Origin of the sequence: Mucilaginibacter sp. SJ (genome assembly GCF_028993635.1) — a bacterium.
In the GTDB taxonomy this organism is placed as follows: domain Bacteria; phylum Bacteroidota; class Bacteroidia; order Sphingobacteriales; family Sphingobacteriaceae; genus Mucilaginibacter.
In genome coordinates this window covers 6,333,313-6,354,727 of the sequence record NZ_CP118631.1, presented here as the reverse complement: position 1 = coordinate 6,354,727, position 21,415 = coordinate 6,333,313, and the positions used below count along the sequence as shown (strand labels likewise).

Sequence of the window (21,415 nt, the reverse complement as noted above, 5' to 3'; positions counted from 1 at the left end):
CTTGAGAAGGAGCACAATGGAAAATGCCACAGCAAAGGTGTATTTCGCACTGCTTTATTAGTTGCCCGGTTAAACGCAGTCTTTTTCATCGATTCAAGTTCGTTAACCGCACTTTCTTTGAAGATATTACGGGAGACTAAATACAAAATAATACAGATTTATCGTGAAAGCCGGTAAGTTTATAATTAAACAATACTAACGCTTTCATCATGATCTGGCATCCTGTACTATCTTTTTTTAATACATTATATTATCGATGGTATTTAACGCTCTCCCTGGAGATCTTACTTCAGGAACAAGTAAAAATGTGCCGAAGGTGCAAAAGGTTTGCATGGCAATAGGATTATCATCAACAACTAACTTACCATGAGCAAGCTGAATAATATTGCAGAGATAATTATTTTACTTTTCGCTCATGATCTTCCGTTTGCATCCGGAAGATCATTTGAGCCGAAAAGCTTTATTTAAAGGGGAGATCATTTTATCTGAAATGCGACCTCAGCATCCAGGCCATGCCCTCGTGTGTTTCCATAAGACCGGTAATAAAGTCGCTGGTACCGGCGTCATTAAACTGGTTAGCGAAGGGGTTGATATTACCGCGGATAAACTCGATGATGCTTTCATGGTCTTCAAGCAATTCCTTCAAAAAGCCCGGGCTATCATTTTTGTGATCGAGCTTTTCGGTTAAATGGGTAAGTTGTAACAGCTGGGTTAAAGTAGCCGGTGCGTAATGACCTATTTTACGGATTCGTTCGGCCACGCTGTCCATAATTTCATCAAGCTCGTTGTATTGTTGTTCAAAAAACACATGCATTGAATGAAAGTCGGGACCTTCAATATTCCAGTGGGCATTACGGGTTTTGGTGTACAGTACAAATTCGTCGGCTAATAATTTGGCTAACTGATCTGAAACGGCCTGGCGGTCTGCTTCATTAATTCCGATGTTTGTTTTCATGATATATGTAATTTGTGATTGCTATTTTCTTGTTATAAACTTATTCATATTTTGGCGGATGTGTATTACCTGCTGAACAGCCTTTTTGCGGGGCCAATATAACGTAAATGCAGTTACCCCAAAGTAAAAAATCAACGGGGCATAATGATCATGGTATGTGTATGACAAATGTCAACTAATAGATGACAATACAGGCGAGGTAGACATCAGCGTCCCACGGATCATGACCTTCGTAGTATGCAGATTTCCGGGAGTATTATCATAAAATTAGTGGTATCACATTTACAGCTGCGTCGAATTAGTTAAGCAGGCATAAGCAATCATTAAAGCTATTTTCAGATAGATATCTATCAGGACAGGATCATTTCAATATGGTCGATACCATCCTCATCATAAATTTCACCATCAATTTTAAAACCCGATTGTTCATAAAATTTGACAGCATAGTACTGTGCCCCTATCCGGATAGGCACATCTCCATAGATCTTTTTAGTTTGATCGATGGCGGCCTGGGTTAGTATTTTACCTACACCTTTACCCCGCACCTTTTTGCTGCTTACTATACGCCCTATCGATGTTTCGGCGTATGATTTACCTGCGGGTACAATACGGGCATAGGCCACCAGTTCCTGATCACCATCAAACAATAACAGATGGTGGCAAGCGTAGTCTTTATCATCGGTGTCTAAAAACACACAATGTTGTTCAACTACAAATACCTCGCTCCTGAGTTTTAATAATTGGTACAATTCGGTAACGGTTAAATCATTAAAAGCTTTGCAAATTTGAGTGTAGTTCATGGTGTTTGATTTTTCTCATTCGTAAAGGCTCAAAGGTTTTGGCGATTTGCTTGAGTGGCTAAAGTAAATATTTCTGAGAAAAGCAGAAAGTATGGCCAGTTACTTAAAAAAAGTCATACCGAACTTGTTTTGGGAATGCGCAGGACAAGCCATCTGTTAAACATCCATCAACTTAGCATGTGGGCGCCTAAATAAAAGTGATGCCCAGTTGCTATGTAAATTACCACTTGTGATAAAGAGGCATTACCTTGTCCCGTGGAAATCAATTTTTTTTCAACAATCCCTTATTGCAACCTGGTAAAAAATTATTTTCGCAGCCGGATAATTAATCATTCTATTACCCAACATGTCTGCATCTCATTCCCTGTCGCCGGTACAGGCCGATCTTGTACGAATTGTTTCAAAATATGTGCTGCTTGAAGAAAGCCGGAGAAATTTAAAAGGCCGCTGCCCCTTTCATAAAGACCAGGCGACATCACTAATGGTATCGCCCGAAAAAAACATTTTTCAATGCTTTGGCTGCGGTAAAGGCGGCGGCCCCGTTGAATTTGTAATGGCCATTGAACACAAAACCCGCGAAGAGGCTATTCAAATGATTGCGGGAAGTAATTAGGAAAAACTTAATACAGCTTTTTAACCGACTTCATCCACTCAAGGGCAATAAGCTCATGCCCGGCGGGCATGGGATGAACACCATCCCAGATCCAATGTTCGGCTTTGGCTTTTTGCAATGCCTTGTTGAATACATCCTGCAAAGGCACAAAAATGGCGTTAAATTTTAGGGCAAGCGTTCTGACAACTACCTGTCGTTTTTGAACCTCAGCTGCCCATAGCTCAGGATTCTTGTTTACCATACCTACGGGTAGGATAAATGGCTCCAATAAAATCAATTTAACATTGGGTAAGGCGCCTGTAGTTTGGGTTAAAAGTTGATTATAGGCTTTGCCAAAATCTTCGGCAGTTGATTTATCGCCCTGCATTATTACTTTATGCACATCGTTAATGCCTACCAATATACTCAATACATCGGGTTTAATATCCAATGTATCCTTTTGCCAGCGTGCTGCAAGGTCATTTATGGTATTGCCACTGATACCCCGGTTAAAAAATTGGTAATCCCTACCAGGATAGTCAAAGTTAATGCGGGCTGTTATCAAATAAGCATAGCCCTGCCCGTAAACATGGTTCCAGTCTTTATCATAGCTACGGCCGCCATCAGTTATTGAGTCGCCCTGAAACAGGAAGGTTTTACCGGTGCCATCATCAGGTATAAAATTATCATTTTTTGCTGATGCGGATACCAACTGGGGGGCAGCTATTGCCGCTGCGCCGGCCAATGATGCTTTCTTTAAAAAGTTTCTCCTGCTGTTGCTCATATGCTGCTTACTAATTGATATGATTTGCCTTTTTCTGTATTGATCACCAGCTCATACCCTTCTTTCACTTTAACCGGAGTAGCATTCAAACCTTTAACTGTCAGTTTTGATTTAGATACAATATGACAGGTGCCTCCTGCTTTTGATAACACCTGGGCGGTCACAACCTTACCCGCTGCCCATTTCATGTCAATTACAAATGCGCCTCTTGCTGCCAAACCTTTAATTTCACCGTTGGCCCAGGCATCGGGTAATGCAGGTAGCAGGTGTACATTACCGTTCTGGCTTTGCAGCAGCATTTCGGCCAAACCAGAGGTACCGCCAAAGTTACCATCTATCTGAAACGGTGGGTGAGCATCGAACATATTCGGATAAAGTCCTCCACCCTCGCTGTAGTTGTAACCACTTTCGCCGGTTAAGCGCAGCAAGTCGCGGTATAATTTGTAGGCGTGATTGCCATCTCTTAACCGGGCCCAAAGGTTTACCTTCCAGGCCAGGCTCCATCCGGTACTTTCATCGCCGCGTAACTCTAACGAACGTTTTGCCGCCGCTGCCAGCTCCGGGTTTGCAGCTATCGAAATTTCATTAGCCGGATAAACGGAATATAAATGCGACACGTGACGGTGATGCGGATCTGGCGATTCCTGGTCTTTATACCATTCCTGCAATTGTCCCTTGCTGCCTATCTGATATGGGATCAGTTTAGCTTTTTTGGCGATAAGTGAATCCCTGAAAGCGGCATCAACACCCAATACTTTACTTGCTGCAATGAGGTTATCAAACAGATCGCGGATGATACCCATATCCATTGTAGTAGAAACAGAAACATCCCCGGTTTTACCTTCAGCATAAATAAAATCATTTTCGGGCGACATCGACGGTGCAGTTACTAAATGGCCCTGACCATCGGGCACCAACCAATCAAAAGTAAATTCGGCAGCGCCTTTCATTAATGGGTAAGCTGTGTTTTTTAAAAACGCTTTATCGCCGGTATATAAATAGTGCTCCCAAAGGTGGCGGGTTAGCCAGTCGCCCCCCATTGCCCAGTTTGCCCATTTAGGGTCACCATGGCCAAGGTCACCTACCGGGTTAGCCAAAGCCCAGATATCTGTATTATGGTGAGTTACCCAACCCTTAGCATGGTAGAAATCTTTAGCAACACCAGCGCCCGTTTCCGACAATCCTTTGATCAGTTCAAATAAAGGCTGGTGCATTTCAGACAAATTACAGTCTTCAGCCATCCAGTAGTTCATTTGCACGTTGATGTTGCTGGTGTAGTTTGAGCTCCAGGGTGCACGTAACTCTTTATTCCAGATGCCTTGAAGGTTAGCAGGAACGCCAGGTGTTCTTGAGCTGCTTATCAGCAGGTAACGGCCATATTGAAAATATAAAGCTTCAATACCAGGATCGGCCCCCTGATTTTTATTGTAAAGCGCAAGCCGTTCATCTGTAGGCAATTCGGTATGACTGCCCTTGGTATCATTAATTTTAAGGCTTACCCTGTTAAAAAAGCGATGATAGTCGGCCAGGTGAGCGGCAAGCAGCCGCGCATAAGGTTTGGCAGCAGCTTTATCAAGATTTTTGGCCGCAACCTTTTCGTCGCCGTCAGGGCATTGGTTGTAAGCTTTAAAGCTGGTAGCGGCGCCAACATAAAGCGTCACAACAGATGCTCCTCTCACCGTGATACCACTGGTATCGGTGGTAATTTTGCCATCATTAGTTACAGCTTTTGCCACCACTTCATAACGCATCCCCCGGCACTTATCATCGTCGGCATAAATTATCGGATTTTTTGAATCAACATAGCTTGGCTCAACGTGTGCCGGGGCTTTACCGCTTAGCTGCAGTACGTTTTTATTCAGCACCTCCTTTTGAAAACGAAGCTGGCTGCTTGTATTTATTTTAAGGTTTAACTGTTTATTCTTATCAGCCGTAAACCGGATCACGATGACTTTATCGGGTGCCGAAGCAAAGATTTCACGTTTATAGTTTACCCCGTTGACAGCATATTTGGTTGTAGCAACAGCGTTGCCGATATTCAGGTCGCGATAATAGCTACCGGTTTTACCAACATTGTATGATTGTTTGATATGCAAATCGGCCATTGGCAAAAAGCTTTCAGAGTATAAGCCCTGCATCTTTTGCGTTAGCTCATGCGCCTTTTGATAATCACCTTTAAACAACGCCTCCCTTACCTGGGCCAGGTATTGAAATGCACCGGGATTTACATTTTGCTTCACCGGCCCGCCCGACCATAGGGTAGATTCATTGAGTTGCAGCAATTCATCATCAACACCACCAAAAATCATGGCTCCTAACCTGCCGTTGCCAATAGGTAAAGCTTCTGTCCACACTTTGGCGGGCTTTTTATACCATAAAGTATTGTTCTGCGCCTTTGCGTTTGGCGCAATCAATTGCATACATAGCGGTAAAACTACAAACAGGAGTGTTGTTTTCAGGCCTTGGTTCATAAAATTGGTTAAAATTATTTTTACAAGTATACCAATGCAACAGCGATAAAAAATAATGCTTATTGGCATTTTAATATACAAAAACGGGTTACAGCAAACAAAAAAACCCGCCTTGCGGGCGGGTCTTCCTTAGTAAGTTTCAGTTATAGTGTATTATCTTCTTTCGTTATAAACCTGGAACTCGGCTATTGATACCTGGTGATCGGCTTTATCTATCGAGATCCGAACCTTACCGGCCCATACCCTGTCAAAACGGTGTACTTTAATCTTGTTAGCGTTTTCGCCATCAAACAAGGGTTTCCAGCTTCCGTTCAGGTAATATTCCAGGCGGTAATGCGATATGTTCGGTTTTTCTACAGCAATAACGATGGTGTTCAGCGCCTGGTCTTTCTTAAAATCTATCTCGTACCATGGATTTTTAACTGTTGGGTTTGACACCCATGAGCTATGAAAATCATCATCGTTAGCAAAATCCATAATAGCCGAATCATCGCTCCAGCTTGCGCTTGCCGGCTGATTTTTTGCAATGTTTGATGAGATGATCGGTGCATCCAACGTAGAAAGCTTAGCTACCGGGCCTTCGTTTTTCCAAAGCTTACCAATTTCCTTAAGTGCGGCAAGAGCGTTATCGTCAAACAAGCCATCGCGGTTAGGCGCTACATTCAGAATAAAATTACAGTCGACATTGTTCAACGGTTTCAGGATATCGTTAACCAGTTTAGCAGGTTCCTTAACCGGGGTTGTTGGGTGGCTTGTTTCCCAAAACCAATTGGCCTGCAACGGTAAACAGGCAATGGCCGGCATCCGGTTATCTTTAGTTGAAACCCGCTGACCTGCTCCCATTTCGTAAGTTTTGATATCAGTATAATACATGCCTTCGGCAGGATATTTGGCGCCATTCAGGTCCATCACCAAACAGTTTGGCTGCAATGATTTTACCAATGTGTAGATTTCTTCAAACGGAACATCATCATATGAGATCCTCGACCATGGTGCATCCCATCCGTCAATGATCAGGGCCGAAATCTCGCCGTATTTGGTCATCAGCTCGGTGATCTGCGCTTTTACCATATCAATATGCTTTGGCGTGATCATGTTTGGCCTTAACCTGTGGTGGGTATCCAAAATAGAATAATACAGGAACACTTTTAAGCCATTAGCCCTGAAAGCATCGGTATACTCTTTTACTACATCCTTTTTCAGCGGACTGTTCATCACGTTATAATCGGTTGTTTTGGTGTCCCAGATACAAAAACCGCTGTGATGTTTGGTGGTGATGCAACCGTAAGTCATGTTGGCCGATTTTGCAGCCTTTGCCCACTGGTCGCAATTCAATTTTTTAGGATTGAAGATGGTTGGCAAAGCATCAGGATCGGCCCAGTCCTGATCCATATAAGTTGGAATGTTAAAATGGATGAACATACCGAAACGCAGGTCGACAAATTCCTGCTGAAGCTGGGCAAGCGGTTTTACAGGCTGCTGTGCCGTTTGTGCTTTTAGTGAGAGGGACGCAGCACAAATCGCAATAAAGCAAATAGCTTTTAACTTAAACATGATTGGTTGTTGGTTAAATGTGATAAAACGTTTTAACAATTGCAATATCACATTTAAATTTAATGTTTAGATTATCGGAAATTGACATTACATTCAGCTTATTTGGCGTGAGCGCCCTAAATAAAACTTTTAACTTGCGCTCGTTTGCAACGAGCGCTTAACATGATTTGGCGATTGTATCGCCCGTTGCGTTACAAACGCAAGCCCATTTTAAGCACTCATTATAAATGAGCGCAAGAAGTTATGTTTTTATTTATAGTCCCACTTAAAACAAATCCGGATAATCAGAAATCACACCATCAACACCTAAACTTTTAAGTTGCTCAATTTCCTTTTTGGTGTTTACGGTCCATGGTAATACTTTAATCTTTGCATCATGGCATTTCTTTACCAGGTCGGCATCAACCAACTTATAATCCGGACTGTAGATGAATGGGGTAAAACCCAGATCGGCCATATTATCTTCAAACGATTTTTTGTTTTCGATAAGATAAGAAGTACGTACATCAGGGTATTTTTTGTGGATGATCTGCAGCGTACGTTTATCAAACGACTGGATCACCACGTAGGGCAGGATCTTTTTTTCGATCAAAACAGCCATCAACTTATCCACAAACTCGTCTGGAGCCGGATTATAAATGCCGTCACCTTCGGGTGAGCATTTAGTTTCGATGTTGTAGAATACCGGCTTTTTATGATTTACCTTAATATAATGCTGTACCGAATCAATCAATTCAGACAGCAGCGGCATATAGGTTTTGATTTTTTGCTGGCGCGGAAATTTGCTGTACGGTTTTGAACCTACATCATATTTTTTCAGATCCTCATATTTCATTTTATAGAGGATCAGGTTTTTAGCTTCTTCCTTGCTAATCTCCTTACCATCAGGCGTAAGCGAAAACAGCGGGTTAATATATTCATCATGCGATAAAACCACCTGCCCATCCGCGGTAATGTGCGTATCCATCTCCAGCGTGGTGACAACACCCAGATCGATGGCGTTTTTCATTGCAGGAATGGTATTTTCGGGCCTCAGTCCCCTGCCACCGCGATGCGCTTCGGCACTGAATGAGGGGAAATCTGCATTTTTTAGTTCCATGTTTTTAACAACAGTAAAGCCTGATAACAAGATAAGACTTATACCGGTAACAATGTTTATTTTATTTCGCATCTAATTCGTTTGAATATTTATTTCCGAAACGATCGGTAGCTTCAACCCTAACTTTCTTAACCGTTAGCTCAAAGTGCGCCACAAACAGGTGCCCCGTTTCATGCGGCTCCACAAAATGCCGGCCTGCCGGTAGCTGATCGCCTTTATACAAACTTACCGATAAGGGATCATATCCCTGCTCTTTTGACAACGCTCCCATCGGTTTGTCATCTAAATAATACACAACTTTCCACTCGGGGTCATAATTCCAAACGTTGGCAATGAGGCGCATCTGGTCGGTTAGTTTTTCGGCATAAACACTGATCTGGTTTTCGGCAGGCAAACCTGTAGATTTATAGTACCATTTCAGCTCAGTACCGGTTACTGAATACACGCCGTATCCACGTGGGGTACCATCAACGCAAATAGGCCCCGTCCACCAGCCGCCGCATACTGTACCGTGGTTGTGCTCAAAAATGCCATTGGTGATATTGTTATCATGATAATGCGTATGGCCCGACATGATGTGTACATTGCTGAAACCATCTAATACTTTATAAAAGTCCTTGTTATTTTTCACCTGGTTATAAACCGGGATATGCAGGTTGATGATCAGTAACTGATCTTTCTTAACGTATTGCAGATCTTTAGCCAGCCAGTTTAGCTGGTCTTCGGTGATATAGCCGTCATACTCACGTTCAACACCAAGGTAACGAACATTATCGAGCACTACATAATGTGCTTTACCGCGGTTAAATGAGTAGTAGGTTGGGCCATAGATCTTCTTAAAAGTAACATCCGATGTTTCATCGCCGCCCTGGCGGTAATCCATGTCGTGATTACCTATCGCCTGGAAAAACGGGATCGCCATTTGCGCCACAGCTTCATTATAAGCAGGGAAAAGCTCGTGGTTATCCCAAACAATGTCGCCTACGCAAATGCCATGTACCAGTGCATTTTTACCTAATGATTTTATGGTAGCGATGGTGTCAGGAACCGAGGTATCCATCATCTGCTTTACATCCTTTTTGTTTTTTACCTGCGGATCGGCCCAGATAATGAAATGATGGTTATTGTCATCTGCATTTAAAGCCTGCAGTTTAAAATCAAAATGCGAACTGCCGCCTATGTTTTCGTAATGTTTGGCAACGTTATAGTCGGTTTTAAACTCGTAGCCTGATGGCGTGCTCATGAAAATGCTTTTGGCTTTTTCATTGGGTGTAAGTTCGTAATTACCCTTATCATCAGTAAGCACTACTGAAAAGCCATCAGATATTACAACCTCTTTTATGCCTTTTTTGCCAACGGTAACGCGGCCTTTTACGGTATCAGTTGTTAGTAGCTGGGTGAACCCATTTGCACGGAGCGATATGAATGCACCGCCGGTTATAAGGCCAACGCCCTGTAAAAATGATCTTCTGTTCATTTGATAATATTTTCGAAGCTCAAACAGGTGCTGAGCTTTGGTAAGTGTAGAAGAAAGAAGGCCGGTGATAAATATAAGTTCCCCTCTTGAGAGGGGGCGCTTTAGGTAGAGCGTTGGCAGGGGTGTGTTTTGCGACTTGCTTATCGAAGCAGAAACACACCCCTCCACCCCTCTCTCGAGAGGGGAATCGCACTATCCGACGCTTTTTATTTTTATCAATTTACCACCAGCCTTTACGCTTTTTTAGTTCTGAATTGTTGTTACGCCTGTAGCCGTTTCAATGGTGCTAATTGGCGATGTTAGTGTAAGTGTAACGCTGGTTACTGTGCGGCCGGCCACCCATCTTCCGGTAAGCGCATCATAAACACCGCCTAACTGGCTAAATAAGCCATCGGTTGGTAAAGGTAGTTTTGACGTATTGGAGCCGCCGCCATAAAAGCCCTGCTCGGTGCGGGTTACCGGGTTAATGGTACTGTAGTAATCGGTATTGGTGATGCGGTAACCAATCTCCGGCGGGCCAGCCGAGTACACGGTGCCACCGCCACCATACATGATCACATCAAGCGGAACGCTTGAGGCATTAACTGTTATGCCCGCAAAAACTGAAACTCCTGCTACGTTACCACTGTTAGCCAGCAGATTGGTAGTTACATTACCGAAATCAGCACCCGGCACTTCGGCATACATGGTGCTGTTGATCCAGTTGGATGAGCTGATATCTGTTGAGCCCTTGCCCCAGATATTTTTATTACCCCCTACGTAAAAAAACTGCCCTTTTTTAACTGTGCCGGATGTAAGGTTAAACTTGTAGGTTTTTGCCAAACCTTGCGCCCAGCCATTGGCAGGTGCCGGGTTGGTACCAGCGTTATTACAGGTTACTACAGCATAATTGGTTACCGAAAAGTCGATATCCTTAGTTGCCTTGAACTGGATATACTCATAATCAGCATCGCTGCCCGAAGGATTGGTAAGGTATCCGGTTATTATGATTGGCGATGGTTTGCTTGCTGCAAGCGTAAATACATCGTCAATAGTACGAGGCCAAAGCTGCAATTTGGTATCTGCACCTGATGTTATCGCGAATGGGATCCCGCTAAAATTAGCGCTGAACGGTAGTTCAGTTGTGGCAAAGCTTGCATTAGCCTCAGTGTGCATGGTTATTTTGCCAAAACCGTCATTAATGGTTTTATCGCCGGCGTAGGTTTCGCCTTGTTGCGGCTCCGGATTGGTTACGGCTTTTGCTACTGTAACCAATGTTTCTTCATAAACATCAGGCGAAGCCAGCAAGGTTGCTGATGGGACGGACTGAACTTTGACAGTTTTGTTAGTACCAACTTTATTCACCGAACTTTCGGTAAAGCCTTTAACACGCATACTGCCGTTTACTTTAGTAAGCGTTGCACCCTCCACCTGCACCACCACCGAATCGCCGGGAACATAGTTTGCAGCTGTATTTCCTATTTCAAGGGAAATCCCTCTTATTGCATTTCTCCGATTATTTTGTACCACTAATATGCCAGCCGGGCTGTTGCCTGCAGCGGCGTTTGAGATTACAACACCTACTATTTCCTTGGCTCCGCCCATATTGCTGCTGTTAAGCACAACATCCGAGCCTTTATAAATATTCCTAAGGTCAACAACAGCTATGATAGGGCTTAATGTACCTTCGGCATATTTATTCTTTTTACATGAACTTATACTGACAGCCGTTGCAAGCACCAGTAATAAATATATCTTTTTCATTTTATGGATATCTTAGTTTTAAAACCGGTTTGTTATTGTTTTTGCCACCACACCTGCGTACTAATCTCATCGGCACCCTGCACGGACACAGCAGCCTTGTAACTATCGGGATTGGCCGATTGAACATAAACCGGGTATTGCAGCCTTGCCGGCATAATGCCGTTGTTCCTTAAACCATTACCTTTTGGCAATACCGGGTGACCTGTGCGGCGGTACTCAAACCATTGCTCAAAATCGGTGTAAAACATCGAGTAGTATTTTTGAACATGGATCATTTCCATCTTTTCATCAAGCGGAGCAGCATTATCCCAGGTGATATCAGCGCCTGCTAAATAGGTATCAATAGGCACCGCATAGGTTGGGATCCAGAACGTGATGCCCGATTGAACGCCATTTTTGTAGTAGACTGATGCATCTCCGGCTATCCAGCCTTTGGCAGCAGCCTCGGCAAGGATAAACTGTAACTCCGAATAGTTCATGATATTACCCATCAACGGGTCGTTCATTAAGGTAGTTGTTGATGTGGTAGAAAGGAAATATGATTTGATACCAACATTTTCACCTGGTGCATAACCACTCGGAATACCCTGTATGCCACCCTGGTAACTTGATATCGACCAGCGGTTGCTCGTCAACCGCGGATCGGCCCATTTAGCAAGGTTATTTACAAAAAACTCACAAACGCCGGGTTGCCGCCAGTCCTGTTCACGTACTCCGCCAATAAACGGCGATGTTAAAGCACCGGAGCCTGTCCAACGTAAAACTGCCGAATCATCATTGCTGCCCATGATAGGGTAAGCATCGGGGTTGGTGTCAACGATCTGTTTGATCTTAGCTATCACATCAGCCGAAACATCGGCTTTGCCCGATATCCTTAACAACAACCTTAAATAAAGCGTGTTACCAAACTTGCGCCATTTTAAAGCAATCCCGTTAAACACAGGATCGCTTCCTGCTACAACATTTGCCGATGCATTAAGCAGGGTATCTGCTGCTTCCAGGTTTTTGAAAATATCCAGGTAGATATCTTTCTGCTTATCAAACTTAGGCGTAAAATTTCCGTCCTTGCCTTTATTTGAATCAAAGTAAGGTACATCACCATAAGTATCGGTAAGCATTGAATACAACCATGCCTGGCATATGAGCGATATCCCCATATAAGTTTTGTTGTAGGTAACCTCCTTGCCGGCAATAGTATAAATATCTTTAAAGTTGGTTAACTGCGTGTACCATGCATTCCAGGTAACATCGGCCCAGGTACGTTTAATATCATACCTGAACACTCTGCCCTCCGAATCGCCTGCATCTACAGTAACCTGCATCAGCTCGTTATTAAAATTTCGGGCACGAAGCATATTAGTACCCAATGTATTCACCAATGCCGGGGCCAGCAATTGCTGCGGCAAAGCATTAGGCGTACCGTTGGGATCAGTATTAAGTGCAATAAAATCCTTTTTACATGACGACATTATGCTAACGAACAACATCATCATTGATATAAGTATATATCCGTTCCTTTTCATATTGTTAATTATTAAATGCCAATAACTATGTTAAAACCAAATGTGCGGGTTGATGGAAACTGTGCCACTTCAAATCCCTGTACAATGTCGGTACCCGAAAGCGTACCAAATTCGGGATCGAAGATTGGCCACTTAGTCCAGATGTATAGGTCACGACCATATACACCAACCGTAGCACGCTGCAAACCAAGGCGTTTAACTAAACGCGGGCTTAATGAATAGTCAAACCTTGCCTCGCGGAATTTCAGGAAGTTGGTTGAAAACGTATTACCTTCGGCGTTATCAATACCATAGTGTGAGCGGTAGTAACCGTCAACATCTGTTGCAATAACATCGTTCGGTCTGTAGCTGCCGTCAGGGTTTTGGATAACACCCTTACCTATGATGCCGTTATACCTGCCCGGTAAGGTAAGCGTTGTTTTACCCTGCTCGGCCAGTTTATAGTTTGATAACGAATATGACACGCCGCCAACCTGGGCATCAAATAACAGGTGCAGATTAAATTGCTTGTACCTAAAATCATGCCCCATGCTTGCCTTCCATTTAGGGATGGTGTTGCCCAAATAAACCAGATCATCTGATAGTTTGGCGAAGCCTGTTGAAGCATCGTAAACGATCTGCCCATCGGGCGAGCGTAAATAGCCGCGACCGTACATATCGCCCATGCTGCCACCTACACGGGCAACAATCTGGCCGCCGCCGGTTGGGCCATTGCGTAACACAACAGCACTATCGGCAAGCTGTTCAATAGTGTTTTTATTAGCGCTGAATGTTGCGGTAACATTCCAGCTAAACACGTTGGCTTTGCGTATAGGCGTTCCGTTCAATGAAATCTCGATGCCTTTATTATTTACCTTACCTACGTTGATAACGGCTTGGTTATAACCTGACGATTGATCCACAGTGCGGCTAAGGATCTGATTTTTGGTATTACCAGTATATAAAGCGATATCAAAACCTAATCGATTGCTGAACATCCTTGCTTCGGCACCAACTTCAAGTGTGGTAGTGCGCAGTGGTTTTAAATCGGGGTTTGATAGTGTACGCGGATTTTGCAAACCACCTGCATAAGTGCTACCCGCCGATACATAATTAAATGAGGTTTGATAAGGGTTTGTTGTACCACTACCAACACCTGCAAGCGATGCCCTCACTTTTGCATAGTCAATAAATTTAGGCAGTTTGAAAGCTTCTGATGGCAAAAAGCTCATGCTTGCCGATGGATAGAAGAAACCAACCTGATCGGTACGGTTCGCAGTAGCCAGTGTACTGATCCAGTCCTGACGGGCTGTTAAATCCATATACAAATAATCTTTAAAAGATGTCGATAACAAGCCGTAAAAGCTGTTGATAGCATATTTTGATTTATAAGGCAACGTAACCAGCGGACCAGCATTGTTCGCCATTGAATATACACCGGGATACACCAGTGAATCGGCACGTACCTCATCGCGGTTATAATTATTGCGGAGCATGCTGCCACCGGCTGTAGCGGTAATGTTAACATCGTGCGTTATTTTCTTGTTGTATTTCAACAGGAAATCGGCGCCCTGCTCTTCTGAATATATGTTTTGGGTGCGATACGAACCTTTTGGATATTTGGTACCGGCATCATACGGACGTTGTTGTGCACGCTGCTCATAACCCATATCTAAAGTAGCACGAACCTGTACGCTAAACTCTTTTGTTACATTGTAAAGCGCCTCAACGTTTCCGGTAACTGAGTTGCGGTTTGATTTATTGATAAACTCGTATGATACCGCGTAAGGGTTTTCAGGAAACGAGCTGAAAGGATAAAATATAGCCTTACCATCCTGTCCGTTTTTCCAGTAGTTCTTCAACCAGTTTAAATTGGCATTGGGCTGCCAGAATATAAACCAGTACATCAACGATTGGTTACCGTAGCCTGCGCCCGGTAAGTTGTCACTGTTTTTGTTGTTGTAATTTACTTTTGCGTTGATGGTTAACTTATCATTGATCTTTGAGTTAACCGATAAAGCGATGCTGTTACGGGTATAACCAGTGTTAGGCGTTATCCAGTGATTAGTAACATTAGTGGCCGAAAAACGCGCTGTTGTTTTATCACTACCGCCGTCGACACTTACCGAGTTGGTAAAAGTTTGGCCAACATCAAAAAAATCACGGATCTGGTTTTTATATGGCACCCATGGCGTACGTGTTGTACTTTGCTTTTGAGTAACCGGATCAAGCTGGTAAAAAAGCTGGCCATCAAACTTAGGGCCGTAAGCCGAACTTGTTGCGCTTGTGCTTGCACCATCCGGCCCCGCGCCGAACGAATAATAACGCGAACCTGCCGTCCCTTGCCCGTATTCGTACTGCAGGTCGGGCCAGCGGTTTACACTTTCAAGGCTGGCATTTGAATTAAAAGTGATACCTAAACCACTATGTTTTTTACCCGATTTTGTGGTAATAATAATGGCACCGTTAGCACCACGCTGACCATAAAGTGCTGCCGCGCCCGGGCCTTTTAACACGGTTACCGTTTCAATATCTTCCGGGTTGATATCGTTCAGGTTGCTGCCATAATCGGCAGGCATGTTATCGCTGCTGGTGCCATAGGCCGATTCGCCGGAGTTGCTTGTACGCCTGCCGCTACCCTGGTTAATTACCACACCGTCAACCACTATCAAAGCTTCGTTATCGCCTGTAAGGTTGTTTTCACCGCGAAGAATGATTTTATTTGATCCTGCCGGACCGCTGTTTGAACGGATGAGGTTTAAACCTGCTACTTTACCAGATAACGCGTCAGTCCAGTTACCTGAAAGGGCGCCGGTTAGCTGATCACCTTTAATAACCGGCGCAGAATAACCCAAACTTTTATCTTCCCTTTTAATACCAAGGGCTGTTACTACAACCTCGTTAAGCTTATTATCGGCCGGACTAAGCGTGATATTTAAAACAGTGTTTGCATTTGAGCTAACACTTACATTCTGAATCCTTTTTGTTTCGTACGAGATAAAGCTTGCCTCAACCGTATAAGTACCCGGCACAATATTTAACGTGTATGAACCGTCAACACCGCTGATAGCTGTAGCCCCGGTCCCCGGAACTTTTACAGTAGCACCGGGAAGTGGTTCTGATTTTTCATCAACCACTTTCCCTTTAATACTACCCCTATCCTGTGTTTTTGCAATGACGAGGATATTACGTTCACCTGCCACCCTGTAAGTGCAGGTAGTTCCTTTTAAAAGCAGGTCGAGTGTTTCGCCTAATGAGCGCTCTGCTTTTGTTATGTGTACTTTGCGTTTATCATCAAGCAGGCTATTGTTATAGCTAATAGAGATATCGCCTGATTTTTCAATTTGCTGAAAGGCATCTTTAAGCATGATACCCTCGGCACCAAACGTGATCCTTTTGTTTATTACTGTTTGAGCCTTAGCGTTTATGCCGCCGAAAGGCAATTGTAAAAAGAACAGCATGGTTAATAACCATAACTTTTTCATATATTTACTTTAATTTATACTTGTCTAACCGTGAGTTTAAATTGTCAAAATTCTGAAGCCTGGGGTTGTTACCAGCAACGTCCGGGCTTTTACCAATAGCCGGGTAAATACTATTTCATTATACTTCCTCCTTTTTGATTGTTGTTTGAAATAAATAGCTGATCGCCTTTTTGCGTATAGCCCAATCCTGATAGTGCGCTGAGCGTTTCCATGGCATCTGTCAATGTCATCCCTCTTAATTTGGCTGTAAGCCTTACGTTGCCCAAATCCTGTTCTGTAAACCTGATCTTAACGCCGTAATGATGCTCAAGCGAAGTAGCTATCTCCTTGTAAGTTGTATTATAGAAAACAAATTCGTTGTTGATCCACGAAGTTACCGACGATGCATCTGTATTATTAAAAGTGTAAATACCATTTTGAGTATTGATGCTGATCTCCTCGTTCTTCACCAGGTATTTAACCATTTGAGGTTTTCCCTGCACATTGGCCATTACCCCTACTTTACCGCTTTGCACAGTTACAGCTACCTTATGATCAGCCAGGTAGGCTTTTATATTAAATGAAGTACCCAATACAACAGTGGTGATATCTCCGCTTTTAACTACAAAAGGCTTAGCCTGATGAACCACATCAAAAAAGGCTTCACCATCAAGCGTTACGTTGCGTTTTTCACCGCTAAAGTTTTTGACGTATTTGAGTTTACTGCCGCCACCAAGATAAACTATCGAACTATCGGGCAATTGTATTTTAGAACGCTTACCATCGGCATTGCTGATTTCTTCATAAACCAAAACTGGCGATTGTTTGAAATACCTATATCCAAACCAACCTGTAGTACAAATAAGCAGGCAGGCAGCAGCACAAGTTATCCAGTTGAATTTAAGAGTGCGTTTAATTACAGGTGTTTGAGGCTGGGTTATATGAGCATTGATCTTAACCCAGGTACTTTCGGCATTTTCCGGCTGTTTAAAGTATGCTTTGGATGCTTCCAGGATCTGGATGGTTTCACTAAACTGGGCAAGGTTTTCGGGGCTCTCCTCAATCCACTCCTGTAACTGTGTTAAGCCATCATCACTGATGGTTTTTTCAAAATATTCAACTATTAAGCGGTAGCTATTATCTTCCATTAAATCTGTCTCTGCAATAAAGACTGATTTTACGTAGCCGATACGTAGCGAAAAAAGTTAAGTTTACATTAAGAAATCATTAAACATCATATAAGTTCGGTTAAGAAAAATTAGGCCCGATTAATAAAAATTGTCATTTCGATAGAGCAGCGGGGGCCGAGTATCCGGGCGAAAGAGAAATCTTCTGCGTCAGAAACGACAATTTTGCAGAGTTCATAACCGGGCGTAAAAGATTTCTCCTCACTCCGGCAGCACAATCCCTCCTGTTCGTCGAAATGACATTTTTTTAAACAGCCTCTCACATTAACCCTCGGAAGTAAAATTGTGCTGCCCTTTTAACAGCTGGCGGAGTTTTTTTATAGACTGGTAAAGTGTGGTTTCAACCGTCCGTACCGAAATACCCAAAACTCTGGCAATCTCGTTTTTGTCGAGATTATCGATACGGCTCATGAGCAGCACCTGCCTTTGGCTGGCCGGCAATGTATCAATCAGGCTTAAAATTTTATTGTACGATTCGCGGCCCGAAAGGATTTTGAACGGATTATCCCTATCCTTTAACACATGGCCCTGAAGGTCGATATCTTCGATGGAATGTACCGGGTCTTTCTTTTTTTGGATATGATTTAAGGAGAGGTTTTTGGCGGCTACAAACAGGTAACTTTTTACATTAAGGATGGCAGTATCGCGGTTATCCCAAAGTTTAATGAAAAGGTTGGCAGTAATTTCTTCGGCAACAGTATAATCCTTAGTGTACACCGTGCACAACTGGCATAGAGTTTTGTAATAACGATTAAAAAGAGTTTCAAGGGCAACGGGATTACTTTGCTGTATAAGCCCCATCAACGCTTCATCAGTAAGTGCAGGATACATGCCAAAGAGTTGTTTTGGCTCAAATGTAAGGTTGCCATGTTAGGCTAATGTTAAGAAACCAGAAAACCTTTATCGATCATAAAGCAGTCGAAAAGTGTTCACCTATTCTATGATCAAATTTTTTGATTGAGATGTGAGTTTTCTATAAGGATTTTCAAAAAAAAGTTTCACATAATCAGTCCCGTCTACGCTAAAACCCGGAGCATGCCCTCTATTATGAATGATCAATAATTGGCTATTAGGCATATACCGTTTTATCAACCTGTTATAAAACGGCCTGCAATCGGGGTCGACGTCACCTGCCGAAATTAATGCCGGTACTGTAGAATAAACAGGCTGCTTTGCTATAGCAGGTTCAGCCTTCACCTTCCAACAATTGCATATAGCATGATTTACATTATTAAACGGATACCCAGCCAACCACGGCAATACCAAATGTTGTTGTGCTTCCAATGTAGGATCATCGTATGAAATTTGTTCTGAGCAATAAACAGAATACCTCATACCCAGTGATACGCTTGAATTACCCGCGAAATAGCCATCAAACACCTCCTGTACATATTTATCATGACGGCCTTCAATTAAATCAATCATTACCGCAGGCACCGTGCTAACCTGCCGGGAGTTCATCCGGCCTATTATTGCATCGAGTAGTTCGTTTTTTGTATAAGTGAGACTATTAGCTTGATTGCTTCCTTTTTCCTGATAAGCTATGGTATATTTCTTCCCGTTGATAGCGCTGAAGTATTGATGGAACTTCGTTCTTAAATTTTTATATTTCGTGGCAGAGGAATCCGTTTCGCAATTATGAAATACCTGCTCAAGCGCTTCATTAATATTAAACAAAGCGTGTTCTTCAAAATTTACGTAACCGGGGAGCGGTGAATTCAAAAGCAACGCCCGAACGCCCTCAGGATGGTTTCGCGCCATGGTCAGCATCAGGCCGCCACTATAGGATATACCAATCAGGTTAAGCGAATCAACATTTAAGGCTAACCTTAAGTCATTTATATCCTCTGCGCTTTCAATAGTATTATAGGCTGATAAGTCGACACCCTGTTTTGTAAACCTGTTTCGGCATTGTGTAACGGCCTGAGATACGAGGCTATCTTTATTTTTCCCTTCCCTGTAACTGCGTTTAATGGCCGTTGTTACTTCCATGCAATCCAAGCATGGCTGCGCCCGCTTTGTTCCGCGTTGATCAAAGGCGATAAAACCGCCATAGGCTAACCAGCCTGAGTTATAGCTTATGCTATCGATATTAAGCGTGGTGCTATAGCCCGGCCCGCCTGTTGTGTAAAGCGAGATGTTTTTACGCGGGTCCTGGTCCGGCCTGCGTACAAATAAAAACGGGATCTTCACTTTGCGCCCTGCTGGTTTACTTCTATTTTCCGGTACAACAAGGTAACCTGTTCTTAAAACAAGCCTTGGGTCTGCCTTAACCAACCCGGGGTAAGACTCTAATACCGGTTTGTATTTCTGGCTATAAGCTTTTTGAATAAGAAAAGTAGCGCCAAATAATATGATAAGGAATGTTTTCATGACCGTTGTTTAGCTTACAAAGAAAGCGATCTGCCTTACCCGTTGAAAGTAAAAAACGGACAAATTAAAATTGATGCTTCGTTATCCTTTGCCCGGTAAGGTTCATGACGTCCTTATGAAAATGGCTTAAATCATAATATCCATAATCTATCGGAACAAAGTTTTCCCTGTCATTTACAAATGCTGTTAATGCATTTCTGCTCCGCACAATTGAGAAGTAATTTTTAGGCGGGGTGCCAATCACCCTGTTGAAATACCGATTGATAGTTTTAGAAGTAATGAACAGCCTCTCAGCAACTTTTGATGTATTCAACTGCATGCCAGTAGCCTGATATTCGCCAATGCTGTCGTTAACAATTTTAACATAATGATCCTGGCTTACCTGTTTAATGAGCTTCTCTAACAAAAATGATTCAACAATGATTACACGCTCCTCGAAACTTACAGGCTGTTTTACATTTTGAAGTAATTGCCAGGGCAAAATTTGATTAAGGTTAATGATCTTGTCAATAACCGGGACTTGATTTAGACCTAAAACAGCCTCTAAACCGCCCGGATTAAATTTAACCGTGAATATATTATCGGCAGATAGTTTATGCCTGGTAACGTCCTCATTTCTCAATATTAAAACATCTTGCTGCTCCCTTACATGATACCGGGTATTCTTTAAATCAATATAATAGGGCGAACCAAGGTTGATATAAAAAGTAGGTGTCCAACTGGGGAACATCTTCACCGATGAAAATTCATTTTTTACGTACTGTGCAGATAAATCTAAAACTGATTGTGAATAAAATTCGATATAGTTAGCCAGCTCTTCGCAAGGTGCGCTGAACCTGTATATTTTACGGATATTCTGAAATATCTCAACCATGGTATGAAACTAACTATATCCGTAAAAATAATTGTTTTAATTAAGATACAACGTATACAGCAAGGTAAAAGCCGGGCATATGCTATCCGTACAAAACAAAAATGGCCACCACAAAGGCGCCTACCGCAGCACACTCTTTATGACAACCATTTTAATAATAGCAATATTCGTATCTACGGCAAAAAGAAAACCTCTTCCAAAGGGATACTCACCGGCGAATGATCGGCATTAGTATCCATGATATCGGCCATGTATAACCACCATTTTTTCATAATAGGGCTATCAGGCAAATGATCAAGGACTTCCTGATCTTCAACTTCCATCACACCAAAAAGCCAATGTGTATCCTCATCTAAAAAAATAGAATAGTTACTGATCCCCACATCTTTAAGCAAACTGCTCAATTCGGGCCAGATGGCATCATGCCGCGCCTTGTATTCGGCGGTTTGCCCTTCATGAAGCTTCATTTTAAACGCTACTCTTGCCATTGTAAATAGTATTTATATTATTAAAAGAGCTTAAGGCTTAAAGCGAAAAGCT

16 protein-coding genes are annotated in these 21,415 nt (G+C 42.8%); 1 reads left to right on the top strand and 15 read right to left on the bottom strand.

Annotated elements, in window-relative coordinates; translation table 11 throughout:
* Positions 1-481: 481 nt before the first annotated feature.
* Both MusilaSJ_RS25990 and MusilaSJ_RS25985 read right to left on the bottom strand, forming a co-directional pair.
* Positions 482-955 (bottom strand): Dps family protein, encoded by a 474-nt coding sequence (locus tag MusilaSJ_RS25990; protein ID WP_274987668.1) that lies wholly within the window; start codon positions 953-955, stop codon positions 482-484.
* Between the two features lie 350 nt (positions 956-1,305).
* On the bottom strand, positions 1,306-1,755 hold the full coding sequence (locus MusilaSJ_RS25985; protein WP_274987667.1) for a GNAT family N-acetyltransferase: 450 nt from the start codon (positions 1,753-1,755) through the stop codon (positions 1,306-1,308).
* Positions 1,756-2,101: 346 nt separating this feature from the next.
* On the opposite strand from MusilaSJ_RS25985, the gene MusilaSJ_RS25980 reads away from it, so the two are divergent.
* Positions 2,102-2,368 (top strand): CHC2 zinc finger domain-containing protein, encoded by a 267-nt coding sequence (locus tag MusilaSJ_RS25980; RefSeq protein ID WP_146750446.1) that lies wholly within the window; start codon positions 2,102-2,104, stop codon positions 2,366-2,368.
* 7 nt (positions 2,369-2,375) lie between these two features.
* On the opposite strand, the gene MusilaSJ_RS25975 is transcribed toward MusilaSJ_RS25980, so the two are convergent.
* From MusilaSJ_RS25975 to rhaM, 13 genes are all read right to left on the bottom strand, one after another.
* Positions 2,376-3,131 carry an SGNH/GDSL hydrolase family protein gene (locus MusilaSJ_RS25975; protein WP_274987666.1) on the bottom strand — a complete coding sequence of 252 codons (756 nt, stop codon included), beginning with the start codon at positions 3,129-3,131 and terminating at the stop codon, positions 2,376-2,378.
* Positions 3,128-5,602: a glycoside hydrolase family 95 protein gene (locus MusilaSJ_RS25970; protein ID WP_274987665.1), complete on the bottom strand. Its 2,475-nt coding sequence runs from the start codon at positions 5,600-5,602 to the stop codon at positions 3,128-3,130. Before MusilaSJ_RS25970 ends, MusilaSJ_RS25975 begins: the two co-directional genes overlap by 4 nt.
* 153 nt (positions 5,603-5,755) lie before the next feature.
* Complete coding sequence (locus tag MusilaSJ_RS25965) at positions 5,756-7,156, bottom strand: alpha-L-fucosidase (protein WP_274987664.1); 1,401 nt, start codon at positions 7,154-7,156, stop codon at positions 5,756-5,758.
* A 265-nt stretch (positions 7,157-7,421) separates the two neighbouring features.
* Positions 7,422-8,255, bottom strand: coding sequence for a glycerophosphodiester phosphodiesterase (locus MusilaSJ_RS25960; protein ID WP_274987663.1), 834 nt, complete (start codon positions 8,253-8,255; stop codon positions 7,422-7,424).
* 61 nt (positions 8,256-8,316) lie between these two features.
* Entirely contained in the window at positions 8,317-9,732 is a 1,416-nt protein-coding gene (locus MusilaSJ_RS25955; protein WP_274987662.1) for a calcineurin-like phosphoesterase C-terminal domain-containing protein, read from the bottom strand.
* Positions 9,733-9,975: 243 nt separating this feature from the next.
* Positions 9,976-11,475 carry a DUF5689 domain-containing protein gene (locus tag MusilaSJ_RS25950; RefSeq protein ID WP_274987661.1) on the bottom strand — a complete coding sequence of 500 codons (1,500 nt, stop codon included), beginning with the start codon at positions 11,473-11,475 and terminating at the stop codon, positions 9,976-9,978.
* A 32-nt stretch (positions 11,476-11,507) separates the two neighbouring features.
* Complete coding sequence (locus MusilaSJ_RS25945) at positions 11,508-12,998, bottom strand: SusD/RagB family nutrient-binding outer membrane lipoprotein (protein WP_274987660.1); 1,491 nt, start codon at positions 12,996-12,998, stop codon at positions 11,508-11,510.
* An 11-nt stretch (positions 12,999-13,009) separates the two neighbouring features.
* On the bottom strand, positions 13,010-16,462 hold the full coding sequence (locus MusilaSJ_RS25940; protein WP_274987659.1) for a SusC/RagA family TonB-linked outer membrane protein: 3,453 nt from the start codon (positions 16,460-16,462) through the stop codon (positions 13,010-13,012).
* A 110-nt stretch (positions 16,463-16,572) separates the two neighbouring features.
* Positions 16,573-17,589 carry a FecR family protein gene (locus MusilaSJ_RS25935; protein WP_274987658.1) on the bottom strand — a complete coding sequence of 339 codons (1,017 nt, stop codon included), beginning with the start codon at positions 17,587-17,589 and terminating at the stop codon, positions 16,573-16,575.
* A gap of 303 nt (positions 17,590-17,892) precedes the next feature.
* On the bottom strand, positions 17,893-18,459 hold the full coding sequence (locus MusilaSJ_RS25930) for an RNA polymerase sigma factor (RefSeq protein ID WP_274987657.1): 567 nt from the start codon (positions 18,457-18,459) through the stop codon (positions 17,893-17,895).
* 102 nt (positions 18,460-18,561) lie between these two features.
* A complete protein-coding gene (locus tag MusilaSJ_RS25925) occupies positions 18,562-20,001 on the bottom strand; it encodes an alpha/beta hydrolase (protein WP_274987656.1) in 1,440 nt (479 codons plus the stop codon).
* 64 nt (positions 20,002-20,065) lie between these two features.
* Positions 20,066-20,875 (bottom strand): helix-turn-helix domain-containing protein, encoded by an 810-nt coding sequence (locus MusilaSJ_RS25920; protein WP_274987655.1) that lies wholly within the window; start codon positions 20,873-20,875, stop codon positions 20,066-20,068.
* A 173-nt stretch (positions 20,876-21,048) separates the two neighbouring features.
* Positions 21,049-21,363, bottom strand: a complete 315-nt coding sequence (gene rhaM, locus MusilaSJ_RS25915; RefSeq protein WP_274987654.1) for an L-rhamnose mutarotase — start codon at positions 21,361-21,363, stop codon at positions 21,049-21,051.
* Between the last annotated feature and the right edge of the window lie 52 nt (positions 21,364-21,415).

Excerpts from the sequence above, each read along its gene's own strand:
- MusilaSJ_RS25940 (WP_274987659.1), bottom strand. The coding sequence starts at position 16,462 with ATGAAAAAGTTATGGTTATTAACCATGCTGTTCTTTTTACAATTGCCT.
- MusilaSJ_RS25925 (WP_274987656.1), bottom strand. The coding sequence starts at position 20,001 with ATGAAAACATTCCTTATCATATTATTTGGCGCTACTTTTCTTATTCAA.
- MusilaSJ_RS25920 (WP_274987655.1), bottom strand. The coding sequence starts at position 20,875 with ATGGTTGAGATATTTCAGAATATCCGTAAAATATACAGGTTCAGCGCA.
- MusilaSJ_RS25965 (WP_274987664.1), bottom strand. The coding sequence starts at position 7,156 with ATGTTTAAGTTAAAAGCTATTTGCTTTATTGCGATTTGTGCTGCGTCC.
- MusilaSJ_RS25930 (WP_274987657.1), bottom strand. The coding sequence starts at position 18,459 with ATGTATCCTGCACTTACTGATGAAGCGTTGATGGGGCTTATACAGCAA.
- MusilaSJ_RS25970 (WP_274987665.1), bottom strand. The coding sequence starts at position 5,602 with ATGAACCAAGGCCTGAAAACAACACTCCTGTTTGTAGTTTTACCGCTA.
- MusilaSJ_RS25935 (WP_274987658.1), bottom strand. The coding sequence starts at position 17,589 with ATGGAAGATAATAGCTACCGCTTAATAGTTGAATATTTTGAAAAAACC.
- MusilaSJ_RS25960 (WP_274987663.1), bottom strand. The coding sequence starts at position 8,255 with ATGGAACTAAAAAATGCAGATTTCCCCTCATTCAGTGCCGAAGCGCAT.
- MusilaSJ_RS25975 (WP_274987666.1), bottom strand. The coding sequence starts at position 3,131 with ATGAGCAACAGCAGGAGAAACTTTTTAAAGAAAGCATCATTGGCCGGC.
- MusilaSJ_RS25985 (WP_274987667.1), bottom strand. The coding sequence starts at position 1,755 with ATGAACTACACTCAAATTTGCAAAGCTTTTAATGATTTAACCGTTACC.
- MusilaSJ_RS25955 (WP_274987662.1), bottom strand. The coding sequence starts at position 9,732 with ATGAACAGAAGATCATTTTTACAGGGCGTTGGCCTTATAACCGGCGGT.
- MusilaSJ_RS25990 (WP_274987668.1), bottom strand. The coding sequence starts at position 955 with ATGAAAACAAACATCGGAATTAATGAAGCAGACCGCCAGGCCGTTTCA.
- MusilaSJ_RS25945 (WP_274987660.1), bottom strand. The coding sequence starts at position 12,998 with ATGAAAAGGAACGGATATATACTTATATCAATGATGATGTTGTTCGTT.
- MusilaSJ_RS25950 (WP_274987661.1), bottom strand. The coding sequence starts at position 11,475 with ATGAAAAAGATATATTTATTACTGGTGCTTGCAACGGCTGTCAGTATA.
- MusilaSJ_RS25980 (WP_146750446.1), top strand. The coding sequence starts at position 2,102 with ATGTCTGCATCTCATTCCCTGTCGCCGGTACAGGCCGATCTTGTACGA.
- rhaM (WP_274987654.1), bottom strand. The coding sequence starts at position 21,363 with ATGGCAAGAGTAGCGTTTAAAATGAAGCTTCATGAAGGGCAAACCGCC.